This is a genomic window from Cryobacterium algoricola (assembly GCF_004402485.1).
In the GTDB taxonomy this organism is placed as follows: domain Bacteria; phylum Actinomycetota; class Actinomycetes; order Actinomycetales; family Microbacteriaceae; genus Cryobacterium; species Cryobacterium algoricola.
Genome location: NZ_SOFG01000009.1, coordinates 202,120 through 217,338, shown reverse-complemented (window position 1 = coordinate 217,338; position 15,219 = coordinate 202,120). Strand labels below are relative to the sequence as shown.

Sequence of the window (15,219 nt, the reverse complement as noted above, 5' to 3'; positions counted from 1 at the left end):
GGTGTTCGGCAACAAGAACCTGAGAGGACTGCCCGATAGACGGGAGTCATGCCATCGCGACGAGCGATGACGCGTTATAGGGATCGCCTAGAAAAAGTCTAGAACCGGATGCCGGCGGGCGGAAGCCCCGCAGCGACAGTAGATCTGGAGCCATCGTAGGCGTGGCGTTCTTCTGCGAGACGTTGGGTTTCGTCGAGTGCGGCACGAGCACGGGCGAAGTCGAGTCTCTGTGCCGTCGCTTCGGGTGCCAGACCGAGTGGCCTCCCGCCGACGATGCCGTAGCGGTCCCGATAGGCCGCAACGGTGCATCCGTGCAGTCGCCACGCGGCGGCCTCCGAGCCCCGTGGCGCAACGCCGAGGGCCCGGGTCCAGCTCTCCCCCGCGAGTAGCGCTTCGTCGAGTGCGGCGCTCGCTCGCGCTTCCATCAGGTCGCTGCGCTCGTCGAGGGCGCGGCGCGAAGCAGCATCCATCGGGCCGATCGCCTTGGGAATGAGCCCGGCGGCGAGGTACGGCATCCGGCGCGAGCGACCCGCCCCGGAATCTCGCGCGGTCGCCGATGCGACTCTGGTTCGAAGAACGGCGGCGATGTCCTGTGCGTCCTCGAATCCACGGGCCGCAACCGCACGTGCCAACACGTTCGCGACGTCGAAGTGGTGGGCCTCGGCTCGCCGGAGCTCCGCGGTCAACGGCCCGAACGCATCCGACTCGATGACCTCGTCAACGTGGCCAGGTGAGAGGCCGCTTGCGCGCACCAGCGACACCCACCGATCGTGCTGCGCGGCCGCCGCAAGGGTCTCGTACTCCGCCGCGAGTTGCGCGATCGATCCCCATGCATTCTGCTCTGCCGTGATCGTCTCGTGTGCGGACAGCTCGGCACCGACATGCTGCAAAACGCCGTAGAGGATGCTGCGCGCGCTCGTATCGTCATTGTCACCGGGGCGCGGCCCGACGTGGGCGACATCGGGTCGATCGACGGCGACGTAGGCGGAATTGGCCTCGCGACCTCGCGTCATAGCAACGTAGAGGTTCTCCCGCGTCATGCCGGGCGCGACAACGACGTGCGCCGTGTCGGTCGTGATGCCCTGCGCGCGGTGAGAGGTGATCGCGTAGCCCAATTCGACGTGGCGCGTGACGTACTCGGCTGGAAGCAGAACCGTACTCCCCCACCGTCGGCCGTGCCGTCGCACCTCGATAGAGCCGTTCCGGTCGACTCCGATCACGGCCCACCGGTCGCCGTTGCGTACCCAGGTGCGGCCCGCGCGAAGCGCGCGATCGTTACGGCGGGTGATGACCGTGTCCCCGACAGCCGCGCAGGTTCCGTCATGGAGGGCTACTTCGCGGAGCGCATCGACACGACCCTCGAGGATCAGTTCGGTGCGGGCGCGCACGTTGAGCGCCGCAACCGCCTCGGTCGAGTCGCTGATCAGAACCGTCGCTCGGCCGGCTCGGGCGTCTACGCGCCAGGCCTCATACGCCGCATCCGCCATCGTCTCGGTGTCGCCCTCGCGCACCCGGTCGTGCGCGAGGTACAGGTCGATCGACTCGGGGTTGCCCTGGCGAAGCCCTAGCGATGCCGTCTTCTCCCAGTCGTGGACGAAGCGGTGCACGTCGACGAGCTCGGGCGCATCCTCCCGATCATGAACGAGCAGCGACAACGCGCCGCCCGCGTCGACGGACTGGAGCTGGGCGTAGTCGCCGACCAGAAGAACCTTCGCGCCGGCATCCGCGGCGAGAGCACTGATACGGTCCAAGGACAAGGTGCCTGCCAAGGATGCCTCGTCGATGATCACGAGCTGACCGGCGCCGAACGTTGCTCCGTTGACGAGGTGGTTGTGCCACCACTTCGCCAGATTCTCAGTGGTGATGCCGAGGTCCTCGGACAACACCTGAGCGGCGGCGGCCGAGGGAGCGAGCCCGACGACGGAGCCCGAACCCTGCGCTGTCTCCCACGCCCGACGAAGCGCATTCATCGCGGTCGTCTTGCCAGTGCCGGCCGGACCAACCAGCACATCGAGCACTCGGCCTGAGCCGGTGATCGCGGACAGAGTCGCAAGCTGGTTCTCAGCAATCACTCCCCCACCCGGCAACCGCGTGCGCGCAGCCGATCGCAGCGTTGCCGCCGCGACACGAGGCCCGGTCAGATCGCCGGCGCGCTCGAGCAACCGAGACTCAGCGTCGAGCAGCTCGGTCGAGGTGAACACAGTGGAGTGCTTCGGCCGGAAGACCGACGTGCCGTCATCCCGTTGGAATACGACTGGGCTCGATGCAAGCTCGGATGGCGTGATCCGCAACGACGCGCGCTCGGCGACATCGACGACAAGCCCGATGACAGCCTCGCGATCGGAGGCCGACGCAAAACGGTGTTGCATCGTCTGGCGCGCGGCCTCGGCCGTCAGATTCCAGTGCCGCCAAGTTGCGCGCTTCTCGCTGACCGTCCTCATCACGCTCAGCCCGAGCGCGCCGATCGCCTCGAGCGGCACGTCCTCAGCGCACAGCACCGACACTGATCGGTTCGCGGATGCCGCGCTCACTAGAGTCGTGACGTTTCTCCCGAGGACCCGCGCGGCGCGCTCTCGCCACGATGCGGTGAGTTCTGCAAGCGAGCGCACGTGCTTCGCGGGCCGCGTGGAGAGCGTGGCCTGCGCGCGAAGCTTCACGATCATCACTGGATTCGGACGACGACCGTGCCGGCTTACGTAGGCCTCAATCAACCGGTCGGTCTCGACATCGATGTGCCTCGATCTCGACGAAAATTCCGCGACGAGCGCCTCGGGAACAATGCTGATCGCCCAGGCCGGGTGACGATCTCGCCCCCGCTCCCGCCTCTCCCACTGCACGCCGAGCGATCGCGTGAGCGCGTCGGCGAACAGGGTCTCGTGCAGTTCGGAGAGCGCCACCACGGCCTCGTGCATCGGCCTGCCGTCGAGTGAACGCCACTTTCCGTCAAGCACGGTCTGCACCTTGTTGCTGATCACCACATGCGTGTGGAGATGAGGGTCGCCGGCCCTGCTGTCGAAGTGATCGAACGCCGTCGCGATCAGGCCCGTCACATCCACCTGCGCGACGGCGCCGCCCTGCGCCGTTGACCCGGTCCTCGTCGCCGCAACCTCCCGCTCCATGTAGGCCAGCACCTCGGCAACCGCCGCATGGTGTGCCTCCGCGATGAGCGCTTGCGTGGGTGCGTCTGCAATGCCCCAGAGGATGCTCGCCGACTTCGGAATCGAGAACGTGAAGTCGTAGCCAGCGACGGCACGCCGCTGCCCCGCTCCCGACTGGTCGCCAGCGGACGCCGCCGCGACCGACGCTCGCACGGTGGGGCCGGCCTGGCGACCACTCCCACCTCGAGCGGCCGAAGGTCCGTCTGCGGCAGTCCCATAGACCGGGTAGGCGCGCCCAAGGGCCTCGCCGGTAACCGGGTCGCGGCCCAACCCGATCAGGAGCTGCAGCTGCGTCTCCGTGACAACGTCGCCCTCGACAATGAAACCCGCGCCGAGCCCCCGGAGGCCACCGCCCATCCACCGGCCGGGCGGCGTTCCCTCCGCGGTGTAGTAGCGAGTCAGCGGTGTCGACAGCGAGCGTTTCCCGTCACCAGCGGCGACCGTGCGCAGCAGGTACTTGTACCCATCCCCCGCACTCATCACCCGCATCGACACCGTCACCGCGCCCACCTCCGCCCTCGCAACGAAGGTGCGCCGCCTCGATCTGCAAGAGGCGTGGCAATTCCCAAGTTTGGAATTCGAGGCGGTCACTCGGGCGCGTTTTTTGGTGGAGCTGGCGCCGCCGGTGTGTCTGACTGCTGGCCGAGATCCGGAGAGGTCAAGGATTGATCGAGCCTCGGCCCGTGCCGTTGGGCATCCGCTTGCAGGGGGCACCCACTGAGGATTGCCTTCAAGGCGATTTCTTCAGCGCCTGGCAGCGCCCGCCAAACGTAGGCGTCCTGTTCCCAAGGACGTGGCGCGAGGATTTGGTCAACCTCGAGTTTCGGCAATGACGCCACTTCCCTCCGGGGTGGAATCTGTCCAATCCACGAAGCCCCGGACTTCGCTGTGCCCCTGTAGGGATTCGAACCCTAGTCACAGCCCAGTCTGGGCCTCGCACAGGGCCAACTGCCGCGTAGTTTCAACGTTTTGCGGTCACCCCGTCACCACTGAAGTCAGGGTGACTTCTAGCAAGTGTGGGCAAAATGTGGGCACGGAAGCTCGCAAGTGGACTTTGTGATGTATCAGGACATCGCTGACGTTTTTGCATCAGGACATGGCTGACACTCACAAAGTCCTGGGTGGGCGTCCCCTGCTTTTGCCGCTGCCGACGTACTTGGTGCCTGGCGCGGGCCATGGGCGCTCAATGAGCATCGTGCCCTCGTGATCGAAGACCAACATCGCGGCGTCTTCCTCGAGAGATAGTCGGTCATCTCGCCACTCGAATATGGACACTATTCGCCGCGTAGGTCGGAAATCAGTTGTGCCATGAATCCGCTCAGTTTGGCAGGCACGTCACGGTGGTCGACGAGGTCGAAGACGTCGGAGAGCTTCAGAGGATCACAGTAGCCGGCGTATGTCGTGCCGTTGGCGTCCCAGAGCAGCATTTGAAGCGGCAGATCGAATCCGGCTCTCGGGTCGTCCTGCATCATCCCAGTTCCTACGGCCGGGTTTCCGAAGAACACGACCACTTCATCGGCCAGTTCCAAACCGGCCGCCCGAGCCCCTTCGGCGTGGTCGACGCTCGCGAGCACAGTCACGCAGCGCCGCCTCAACAGCTCTCGGAGTCTGGCTGTCGCCTCAGCGACGCTGCTGGCACCGGGAGCGTTCCCAGTTCGTCGTCCATCGTCGCATTCTCCTCGGATTCCGTGTTGTGGGCACCACTGTCCCGCCGTCGAAGCGACAGCGGGACACTGGGCTGCAAGCTCGCTAGGAAGCGCAGCAGGTTTACATTGACCTCGGCGGCGTGGCTCCAGCCGAAGCCGTGTGGCCCGCCTTCGATCTCGACGTATTCGCTCTCAGGGAACGCGTTGTGGAAGGTGTGCCCGGTCGCGTCAATCGGCAGGATGCGGTCGAGAACGCCTTGCATGATCAGGCTGGGGATTTTGGTCGCGCGGATCTTCTCAATATCGGCGCGGCCTTCACGACCTCGGGGCTCACGGGAGTGCCGAGGTTCTCGTCGAGGTTGTAGAAGTCCGTGTAGAACGCCTACGGGTCGGCTTGTGCGCCCGCAGCGCCGGGACCGCCGTCAGTCATTCCCACGGTCGCCTCCCCGGAATGCTTGCTCATCTGCTAGCCCAGGACGCCCGAATGGACGGTTGTTCCCGCGGCCGCGCCGGTCGCGCCACAATCTGCATGCTGCTCAGCGCGAGTCCGCCAAACCACGCCTCGATTACCCGTGCATCATCGTACTCATCCTCGACGTGAGGAGTCCGGTGTTCTTCCACCACGTAAGGAAACTCTCCCCCTGATCGTGCGTTAGTCACCGGCGCTCGCCTTGGGACGCCTGCACCTGAACGACGGACTCCGGATCACTCGTGTCCGCCGACCAACCAGGCGCTACCGCGTAGTTCCTGCTCCTCCCTCGGCTAGGAAAGCCAGGCGGCGCAGCGTTTCCACATTGCGTATGCTGATCGCCGAGTCGCGCAGGAAGAGAGGGATGAACCGCGCGGGTCCGGCGGTGGCGTCCTCGGTGATGCGAACAACGCATCCGTCGCCTCTGGCCCGGGCGTCCAGGGCCACATTTGCCTCGCCGACCGGCCAGCCTCGGGCCTTGAGCAGCGCATGATGCGGCGGGTGCCACTCGAGAACAGACGTGGAGTCATCGATCAGCGCCGGCCAGACACCCACCGAGTGATGGAGGGCGCTTCCCGCCGTCGGCCACGACGCGTCGACACCGCGCATCCGGGAAGCTCCGACGACCCAGCTCGGGTACAGCCATCCATTGGCCAGGACGGCGAAGACGTTTTCGGGTGGGCAGCTCATGGTGCGGTAGTTCACGGCCACAGTGTCTCCTGTTCCTGGTTCGGTTCGTGCCGGGTGCGCTCATGTCGGTCGGTCCGCTCCTGGTCGGTCTGTCTCGGGGCGACCGGAGAGAGACCGGGGGCCGTGTGCACCCCGAGGTCATGTCGCAGAGCGCTCAGCGCCGCGTGCCAACCGGCCAGGCCGTGCACTCCCGGGCCAGGCGGCGTCGACGACGAGCACAGGTAGACGCCAGCAACGGGGGTGCGCCACGGGTCAGGGGAAAGCACTGGCCGACGCAGTAGTTGGCTCATGCTCACCTCGCCGGCCGAGATGTCCCCGCTGACATAGTTGGGATTGTGCTGTTCCAGCTCCGTCGCCGTGCGACTGGCTTTTGCCAGGATGGTGTCGCGGAAGCCCGGGGCGAAGCGCTCGATCTGACGCACGATCGCTTCGGTCTGGTCGATGTTCGAGCCACACGGTACATGGGTGTATGCCCAGAGCGTGTGCCGGCCGGCCGGGGCGCGGCTGGGGTCGATGCCGCTGGGCTGGGACACAAGAACATACGGTTCTTCGGCGTGCTGGCCGCGCGCGACAGTGTTTTCGGCTCGCCGGATCTGCGCGCGGGTGCCGCCGACGTGCACGGTGCCAGCGGCCCGCAACCCAGCGGCCCGCCAAGGCACCGGATCCGACAGCGCGAAGTCGACCTTGGCGACGCCGTTGCCGTACCGGAAGGCACGCAGCCGTCTCGCATATGCGGCCGGCAGCTCACCTTCGGCGAGCCGAAGCAGGGCCCGCGGCGTCAGGTCGAGCATCACCACTCTGGCGGTCGGCAGGTCGCTCAGGCGTCGAACCTCGGTCGACGTGACGATCTCACCACCGTGGGCCAGCAGGTCATCGACCAGCGCGGTCACGATCGCCCCACTGCCGCCGACCGGGATCGGCCAGCCGCCCGCATGCGCGTACGTGGCGAGGGTGAGGCCGGCCCCGGCGGTGGCGATGCTCGGCAGGGCCCGGATCGTGTGTGCACTGACGCCGGTGAGCAGGGCCGGCGCGGTCTCGCCAGAGAAGCGCAGGTTCCAGAGCGGGCTGCCTTGCTCGAGAGAACGCAGTCCGAACCGCAGTGCCGTTGCCGGATGCCGGGGAAGCCGCAGCAACTGGGCGCCCGTGAATTCCGCCACTCGATCGGCATGAGCGACGAGGGGTGCGAACAGGCGGTTCCAGGCCGGGCCGTCCTTGCCCAGTTCGGCGGCGGTGCGCGTCAGGCTGCGGTACGCGAGACCGGCGGTGCCGCCCGGCAGCGGATGTCCGTAGGACACCTCCGGGACCACCAGGTCGATTCGGTCGGCGAGCCCGAAGCGTTGGAAGAACTCCGACGCCAGCGCCAGCGGATGCACGGCGGAGCAGACATCGTGGTGGAATCCCGGCAACGTCAGTTCTGCGGTGGCGGCACCGCCACCGACACTGGCATTTTTCTCGTAGACGCGCACCGACAGTCCCGCCCTGGCGAGGGTGACCGCTGCGGCCAGGCCGTTGGGGCCCGAACCGACCACAATCGCGTCGACCTCAGGCGCTCCCCGCTGCGCACTCACCACGTCACTCTCCACCCGTCATGGGACCAGTCTGCCCTTCGGCGCTGACATGGTTCACACACACCGGGATGTCGACACATCTCGTGCCGGTGACCCGTCAATCCGCCTCTTCGACGTCGGTATACTCTCCCTCGTCGCCTCCGGGATTCGCGGGACCGTTGCTGTCAGACGCACTGTCCTCGTCGCTGTGACCGCGTGCCGGATCCGACGCAAACGCCGATTCCGCTTCCTCGTCCAAATCGGTGTATTCACCCTTTTCGTCCGGTTCCGACACCGCCTTGATCGTGACTCGTGGCTTTTCGGGCGGGAAATCAGCTGCAGAATTCATCGTGCTCCTCAGTGATACGGAGCCCGACGTCTCCGATAACGAAGCGACTCCGTTCGGCATCATTGTCGCCGGTCCAGCACGCCGCGACAAGCCCCGGCATTGACGAGATATCTGGCATTCCCTGAGCAGGCAAATTATGCTGTCGACCGGCTCGTCGCAGCACGCACCGCTAGGCACCCACCGAAATCACCATCGAGAGGATAATCCGTGGCCATGAATGTCAGCGAGTTCATCATCAAGCGCATGAAGGAGTGGGGCGTCAGTCGGGTTTTCGGGTTCCCCGGCGATGGTATCGGCGAAATGGACGGCATGCTCGGCAAGGCCGACCATGAGGGAACCGGCCTGGAGTACATTCGCCCCACACACGAGGAGATCTGCTCGTTGATGGCGACCGCGCACGCGAAGTTCACGGGCGAGGTCGGCGTCTGCATCGCCACGTCCAGCCCCGGAGCATTCCATATGCTGAACGGGCTGTATGACGCGCAGATGGACAACCAGCCGGTCGTCGCGATTGTCGGGCAGCAGGGACTGGCCGCGTTGGGCACGTTCGTTCAGCAGGAGAACAACGTCGAGCGGGTCTTCGCCGATGTCGCGTGCTACGTGCAGACAATCGTCTCCCCCGACCAGGCGCAAGCAGTCATCGACACCACGTTCCGCACCGCACGGCTGCGGCTGATGCCCGCCGTCGTGATCGTGCCCCACGACGTACAGGCGATGAAATGGAGCGAACCCGCACCCGAGAACTGGGTCTCGCGTTCCAGCGCCGTCGCCGCGTCGACCGCGATCTCACCGCCTCGGTCGGAGATCGTCAAGATGGCCGAGATCATCAACGCTGGATCGAAGGTCAGCTTCCTCGTCGGTCACGGCGCCAACGGTGCCACGGACGAGGTCCTCATGGCAGCAGACCTCGCCGGCGCGGGAATCATCACCTCCCTTCGCGCCAAGCAAGTCGTTCCCTCCGACGTCCCGTGGCATACCCAGCAGCTGGGACTGCTGGGGTCCAAGCCGAGCCTCAATCAGATGAAGGGCTGCGACACTCTCGTTCTCCTCGGCACCAACTATCCGTACAGCCAGTTCCTGCCCGCAACCGGGCAGGCCGGCGCTGTCCAGGTCGACCTCAAGCCCGAACAGCTCGGGATCCGGGGAGGCGTCTCATGCCGGAAATCTTGGGATACTGTTCGCTCCTGTGATACCGGGAGGTGTCTCCGAACGAATCATGGAAAGGAAAGAGTGAGGAATGTTGGAACGTGACAAGCCAGACTCGTCCCACCAGCGTCCAAGCGGGGTATCCGACAAGACGATTGAGGCCCTGGGGAAGTTGTCAGAGGCTTTAGAGGTCGTGGAGCACGCTAGAGGTTTGCTGTATGGCTTTCATCGACTGACCGGTGAGGCTGACTTTGCTTTGGGTGACGCCATCGCCCAATTGAGGGAGGCCGGGCATCCGGCATTGGCGGCGACGCTGCAGGAATCATTCCTCGGGCGAAACGTGATCGATGGGCGTTGGACGTTCCAAATCGTTGAAGAGTACGACGACAATTATTACGCCCCGCTCCGTGACGCCGAGCGAGAGGCGCGGCGCACTCTGGTCGAGGGCAAACGGCATATCTTCGAGGCGGAAATGAAGGAATCGCGACGCACGCGGGGTGCACCCCATCACGAAGCGCGCCCCCCGCGAAGTTGGACAGATGAACCGTCTGAGACAGCGCAAGGAACATAGAGAAAACGACCTGTCGAGTTGCCGTGCCGTCCGAACGGCTAGCTGACGCGATGCATCTGTAAGTAACACTTTTCCCGTCTGGGCGCCCTCGTCTCGCCGTGGTCTGCACCTGACAAACAATCGTTGCTAGTCGTGATCTTGGAAAATTGGGGCGCTTACGGCCCCGGGTTTCGGTCGGCGCGTCACCCGGTTGGGTGTGCGGCACCGCGGCAGTACGTGAGGACGTCGCCGAGTTTTCGGCCTGAGTGCGGAGGTAGTCTGCGAAGGCGTTCGGGGGGGCGCGGCGAGACGACCTGAGGTGAGGACAGGTATTCGTGCAGTCCGCATTTCGGTTACGTTCACCTCACGGAGCGCGCTGACGAGGTGTACGTCTTCGTGTTGACTGCTGGAATTCTCCGGCTGCGAGGTAGCGATCCGCTCGTACGCGCAGGTTTGCCCCGTGAATGTGCGGCTGTCCGACAACGAGTTGGTGGTGGTTATGTCAGTGATCGTGGGTTGGGGGGCTGAGAACGTCGTCGGGGTGAACCGTTCCCAAGACCAGATCGAAGTAGTTGTGGGCGAAGGTGAGGTGGGCGGTGATCCAATTCCGGGGCACAACGGAATCGGCATCCGTCGTGGCGATACACGTTGACGGAGTGACCTGATCGTCCGTGAGGAGCAGGTGTCGTACTCCGGTGCGGCGGGCTGCTCCAACATTGGCGTGCGTCGTGTGAATACGTGAGAACTGATGCCAGCTTTGGGCGACCGTGTCCGTTTTGTCGGTGTACTCGTCGAGCACGACGACGCCCGATCCTCAAGAATGCGCACGAGCGCGGATACCGGATTGTGATCCACTGGTGTAAATTATTTCGAGTTTCGGGGAGTTTGGCCGTGAATAGTAGCGCTCCACTCCTCGTCCCGAGCGCATCGTTGTGAGCGCGTCACTTCCTGCTGAAAGAGGCCCATGAACTCCATCGCAACCCGTTCGCTGCCCTACCCCTTGGGTGCCACCCTGGTTTCCGGGGGCATCAACATGGCGGTGTATTCCGAATCGGCCGACCTAGTCGAATTCTGCTCCTTCGATGACACGGGCGCGGAAACCCGCACCCCGCTTGCCGAGCGCACCGGCCACGTATTCCACGGTCTGATTCCCGGGGCGGGGATCGGTACGCGCTACGGCCTCCGCGTGCACGGACCCTGGGAACCGGCCAACGGGCTACGTCACAACGCCCACAAGCTACTGCTCGACCCCCACGCCCGCGCATTAGAGGGCGCTTACGCGTGGGGACAGGAAGTGTTCGGACACGACCAGGACAACCCCGAAGCCATGGACGAGAGCGACTCGGCCGGGTTCACGCCGCGCTGCGTGGTCACAGACCCGGATTTCGACTGGGCCGACGACAGCGCACCGCTGACACCGCTCAGCAACACCGTGATCTATGAGGTCCACGTGAAAGGCTTCACCCAGACCCACCCTGATGTCCCTGAAAATATTCGCGGCACGTACGCGGGCCTGGCAAGCCCCGCCGCCCTCGCACACTTCACCGAGCTAGGCGCGACGGCCGTGGAACTAATGCCGGTGCAGCAATTCGTGCAGGACAGCCACCTGGTCGAGAAAGGACTTCGCAACTACTGGGGCTACAACACCATCGGTTTCTTCGCCCCACACGGCGAGTACGCCGCCATCGGCGACGGAGGAGGCCAGGTGGCAGAGTTCAAGAAGATGGTCAAGGCACTGCACGCCGCCGGACTGGAGGTGATCCTTGACGTGGTCTACAACCACACCGCTGAAGGCAACCACCTGGGCCCGACATTCTCGTTCAAAGGCATCGACAACGAGGCCTACTACCGGCTCGTGGACGGCGACCGCGGCAACTACTTCGACACCACGGGGACGGGCAATAGTGTGAACGTGAGCCACCCGGCCGCCCTCGGATTGATAATGGACTCGCTGCGGTACTGGGTCACCGAGATGCACGTGGACGGCTTCCGCTTCGACCTGGCCACCACCCTCACCCGGCAAGGCGGCGATGCGGAACTGCACAGCGCGTTCCTCACCCTCATCCAGCAGGACCCCGTCCTCGCCCCGGTGAAGATGATCGCGGAGCCATGGGACACAGCTGGTTACCAAGTCGGCGGATTCCCGGCGGACTGGTCCGAATGGAACGGTAAGTTCCGAGACGATGTGCGCGGTTTCTGGCACGGAAACGAATCCTTGCTCAGCACTCTCTCCCAGCGCGTGCTGGGCAGCCCCGACGTGTACGAAGCAGACCGGCGCTCTCCTTTGTCCAGTGTGAACTTCGTGACCGCCCACGACGGGTTCACCCTGGACGACCTCACCTCCTTCGACGAGAAACACAACGACGCCAACGGCGAGGACAATGCCGATGGAGAAAGCGACAACCAATCCACGAACAACGGTGTGGAAGGACCTACCGACGACCCGGCAGTCAACGAACGTCGCACCCGGATGCGCCACAACCTGATGGCGACCGTGCTGCTCTCAGCGGGCGTGCCGATGATCCTCGGCGGCGATGAACTCGGGCGCAGCCAGCGCGGCAACAACAACGCTTATTGCCAGGACAACGAGATCTCTTGGTTCGACTGGGCGAACACCGACACCAGCATGCTCGGGTTCACTCGCACCCTGCTCCAGCTACGCCGAGACAACCCCGCCCTGCGCCCCACCTGGTTCCGCCAGGCACCCGAAACCGGCCACAGCGACACCGTGCGTGTTCTGCGAGCGGATGCGAAAGAGTTCACCGACGAAGACTGGGACGACGAGGACGCCCACGCGATCACGTTCATCCTCGAGCACGCCGGCGCGGACGCCTTCGCGCTCCTGCTGAACGCCGCCAGCAATGGGGTCGAATTTAGTCTCCCCTCCGCCCCGAACCAGGAATGGGAGCTCGCCGCGGGCAGCGACCCGGACCAGCACGTCTCTGCCCCAGTCACCACACTGATCGTGCGTGATGGGTCGTTCACCTTGCTGCGCTCCCGGATCTGACTACCCCCATAAAGTTCGCGGGAATGAACCCTTGGGTGATCAGGACGCCCGACCTTGATAAAAGTCTGGAACCGGTAATCTCAACAGCGCGAGACTCGTGCCGAATCCTGCAAACCAGCCATCGCCGTTTGCGACTTCGTCGTTTGTGAGGTCATGTTCACAGCACTTTCCGTGTCATGGCAGCCCCTCTGCCGCGCCTGGTCAATTTAGACAGGGCGTCTAGAAACCGGCCGATCGCCGCTGCCGTATCGGGAGGTCGTCGAGAAAATCCGGCGGATGCCGTACAAACTCCAGTGCTTCGTCGAGGGTGACGTTATTCGGGAAATTGTAGCGAGCGAATTTCCCCAAAGGGTCATGAATGGACACTGGTATCGCTATTTTTGAGAATCGGATCATCTCTTCCGCGAGCACAGCGACCTCGGGATCGAGCGTGCACCGTCGCGCATCCCGGATGAGAACGAGGGCGCGCAGACCGGTGTCAGTTTTCAGAAGCAGATTCAGCACGCGGCGTGTCTTCGAAACGCTCACGAGCAGCTGCGCAGACGTGATATTTGAGTACTGCGCGCTCCGCCGTCGGGCGCGGATCGTCGAACTCGCGGGGTTCAGAAATGAATACGGATAGACAAGCCAAATAATCGCCAACGGAAGAACAGAGACACCAACAGCGGCGCAGATCATGATCGCGATGGACCAGACCAGAGGAAGGCCGAGCCGGGGAGCAAGAGCAATCAAATTCAGCCCGTAGACCACCATGAGCGCCCGGAGGAACGGACTCATGACCACAAATGGCACCCACCTGTTTGGACCACGCAGACTCACCCATCGGTCGTCGGAATTGCGTGTCATGGCAAGATTTTGCCACCCGGAGGGCCGCACGAATATGCTGGTGAGCAGAAAAGATCATCCCCGACTTCCGCGCATGTTGAATGCGGCCGGGGAGGACCGGTTTGTGGCCGCAAATGCAGAGCACGGCGAGGACGATGAGCACGCCGCGGGATTTTTTGCTTGGGCGTTGCGGTGTGAAGAACGGCCCAGCGTAGAAGTCTTCGGTTACTGCGGGCCCCAGGTTTCCCTGAGCCCGCCCGGCCCTTCACTCCTCCGCGTCTCACAATTTCTTCACAGTCTGAGCGCCCGGGCTCAGAACAACCGCTCCGTGAAAGCGCGCAGGGGGCGGGCACCGGGTTGTGACCGACCCGGAAGCGTGGCGGCGGCCGACATCGATTCGGTCCCACGTACGTTCGCCACTGCAGACGTTCAGGGGCCTGTCGTCGTGGCGGACCCGATTGACGGCGCCTCGACACGCAGGCGCATGGATGTGTCCCGGCATATCCGGATCAGAATGTCGATACCTGACCTCATAGCGAGCGTGACCAAACCGTCGCACGACCAACGGGATAGGGAAAGCGAGGTGAGGAGGTTCCGTCGCAAGGAGACTGCACTCGTGGCCGTTCATTCAGCTGCGTGTCGCAAACGAAACAAGCGCCGCTGCACTCTGGCGTGTGCCTTACCCTGACGGATTTTCGACTGGGGCACCATGTTCGTTGGTACCGTCTTCCGGATCGATGTCATCGGGCTTCGTAGGAGGAGTCGATTGAGTCGCGGTTTCTTTGGGACCGTGCACGGTCTCCACTTCGGGCTGCGGCATGTCGTAACTCATGATGCTCCGTTCGCTCGTATCAGACGGGTGTCTGCATTGAGTATTGCGACCGCGGACGACCGATATCACTAGGCCGGCAATCGATCGGTGCCAGCGGGCGGGCTCGAATCCGGGGCGCAACCCGTCGGCACAGCTGAACAGAACGGCCGGTCCAGCCTCAACAGTGACGGCGTTGCTTGGTCAGGCCGCTGGCTGTTTTCCCGGAAGGTTACGACTGCATGATCGAGCATTGCAGCTCAATGATGGTGGTGCTACTTCTTGAGCGAAAGCGCCTGGCGCTCGCGTGGGCGCATGCCAGAATGACGAGAATTGGGGGAACCGTGATGCCGCTATCCAGCGCGGAAGACAATTCGCTAAGGGAATGGAACAATCACCTTGTCAAGGCCCTGCAGCTACTGGACCTGGACCTGGACGTGGACGTGGAAAGGATCGTCGAGTTGGCGAGGAAATCGGCGGAGTCTGTTTCCCCACATGCTGGCGCGGTGAGCGCATTCATTGTCGGGTATGCCGCAGGCACTGCATCTACGAACAGCCGAAAAGAGGTTGAGGACGCGATCGAAGCGGCCATCGATACGGCACGACGAGTGATAGACCGGGTGAAGCCGGGCGGTCCAGAATGTCCGGGCTGGCACAAGACAGCGCAGTAGCCGTTCGCCTACCGCTACTGGGAGGTCGTCTCAGCGGCGGCGACTGGAATTCTCGCGGTGTGACCAGGGCTAGGTTCGAGCCGCACGATGACGGCCTTCGAGATCGGGGTGTTACTCCCCTCGGCCACGTGATTCATCGGCACGAGCACATTAGCTTCTGGGTAGTACGCGGCCGCACACCCTCGTGACGTCGGGTAAGAGACCACCCGCAGACCCCGGAGCACCCGTTCCGTTTCGTCGTGGTAGTCGCTGCGGATATCGACGAGTTGGCCGTCGGTGAGATCTAGGTCCGCGATGTCCTCTGGATTCACGAATACAACGAGGCGTCCATTCTGTTGTGCGTCTCCCGGAGT

General features: G+C 64.0%; 12 protein-coding genes and 1 pseudogene. 4 read left to right on the top strand and 9 right to left on the bottom strand.

The window, feature by feature from the left end; genetic code table 11:
• Window positions 1-98: 98 nt before the first annotated feature.
• The 6 genes from mobF to E3O44_RS06255 all read right to left on the bottom strand — a co-directional run bounded on the left by mobF (window position 99) and on the right by E3O44_RS06255 (window position 7,859).
• Entirely contained in the window at window positions 99-3,647 is a 3,549-nt protein-coding gene (mobF, locus tag E3O44_RS06275; RefSeq protein ID WP_134533757.1) for a MobF family relaxase, read from the bottom strand.
• Window positions 3,648-4,432: 785 nt separating this feature from the next.
• A complete protein-coding gene (locus E3O44_RS19155; protein WP_166792562.1) occupies window positions 4,433-4,738 on the bottom strand; it encodes a DUF302 domain-containing protein in 306 nt (101 codons plus the stop codon).
• An 11-nt stretch (window positions 4,739-4,749) separates the two neighbouring features.
• Window positions 4,750-5,067: a hypothetical protein gene (locus tag E3O44_RS19885; RefSeq protein WP_166792561.1), complete on the bottom strand. Its 318-nt coding sequence runs from the start codon at window positions 5,065-5,067 to the stop codon at window positions 4,750-4,752.
• A gap of 470 nt (window positions 5,068-5,537) precedes the next feature.
• A complete protein-coding gene (locus E3O44_RS06265) occupies window positions 5,538-5,978 on the bottom strand; it encodes an SRPBCC family protein (RefSeq protein WP_338144725.1) in 441 nt (146 codons plus the stop codon).
• Window positions 5,975-7,534 (bottom strand): phytoene desaturase family protein, encoded by a 1,560-nt coding sequence (locus E3O44_RS06260; protein ID WP_420897914.1) that lies wholly within the window; start codon window positions 7,532-7,534, stop codon window positions 5,975-5,977. Before E3O44_RS06260 ends, E3O44_RS06265 begins: the two co-directional genes overlap by 4 nt.
• A gap of 94 nt (window positions 7,535-7,628) precedes the next feature.
• Complete coding sequence (locus E3O44_RS06255) at window positions 7,629-7,859, bottom strand: hypothetical protein (RefSeq protein ID WP_134533578.1); 231 nt, start codon at window positions 7,857-7,859, stop codon at window positions 7,629-7,631.
• A gap of 213 nt (window positions 7,860-8,072) precedes the next feature.
• Between E3O44_RS06255 and E3O44_RS06250 the strand changes: the two genes are divergently transcribed.
• Both E3O44_RS06250 and E3O44_RS06245 read left to right on the top strand, forming a co-directional pair.
• A complete protein-coding gene (locus E3O44_RS06250; protein WP_134533755.1) occupies window positions 8,073-9,110 on the top strand; it encodes a thiamine pyrophosphate-binding protein in 1,038 nt (345 codons plus the stop codon).
• The gene (locus tag E3O44_RS06245) at window positions 9,097-9,576 is read left to right on the top strand and encodes a hypothetical protein (RefSeq protein ID WP_134533576.1); all 480 of its coding nucleotides are present in this window, start codon (window positions 9,097-9,099) and stop codon (window positions 9,574-9,576) included. The genes E3O44_RS06250 and E3O44_RS06245 overlap by 14 nt, the downstream gene beginning before the upstream one ends.
• A 481-nt stretch (window positions 9,577-10,057) precedes the next feature.
• On the opposite strand, the gene E3O44_RS06240 is transcribed toward E3O44_RS06245, so the two are convergent.
• On the bottom strand, window positions 10,058-10,354 hold the full coding sequence (locus E3O44_RS06240; RefSeq protein WP_134533574.1) for a glycosyltransferase: 297 nt from the start codon (window positions 10,352-10,354) through the stop codon (window positions 10,058-10,060).
• Between the two features lie 165 nt (window positions 10,355-10,519).
• Between E3O44_RS06240 and glgX the strand changes: the two genes are divergently transcribed.
• Window positions 10,520-12,562, top strand: a complete 2,043-nt coding sequence (gene glgX, locus E3O44_RS06235; protein WP_174775048.1) for a glycogen debranching protein GlgX — start codon at window positions 10,520-10,522, stop codon at window positions 12,560-12,562.
• Between the two features lie 219 nt (window positions 12,563-12,781).
• On the opposite strand, the gene E3O44_RS06230 is transcribed toward glgX, so the two are convergent.
• Window positions 12,782-13,408, bottom strand: coding sequence for a hypothetical protein (locus E3O44_RS06230; protein ID WP_134533572.1), 627 nt, complete (start codon window positions 13,406-13,408; stop codon window positions 12,782-12,784).
• A 1,029-nt stretch (window positions 13,409-14,437) separates the two neighbouring features.
• Here E3O44_RS06230 and E3O44_RS06225 point away from each other — a divergent pair.
• Window positions 14,438-14,866, top strand: coding sequence for a DUF6457 domain-containing protein (locus E3O44_RS06225; RefSeq protein WP_241976102.1), 429 nt, complete (start codon window positions 14,438-14,440; stop codon window positions 14,864-14,866).
• 14 nt (window positions 14,867-14,880) lie between these two features.
• On the opposite strand, the pseudogene E3O44_RS06220 reads toward E3O44_RS06225, so the two are convergent.
• Window positions 14,881-15,201 (bottom strand): annotated as a pseudogene (locus E3O44_RS06220) (hypothetical protein); the annotation flags it as partial.
• Window positions 15,202-15,219: the final 18 nt, after the last annotated feature.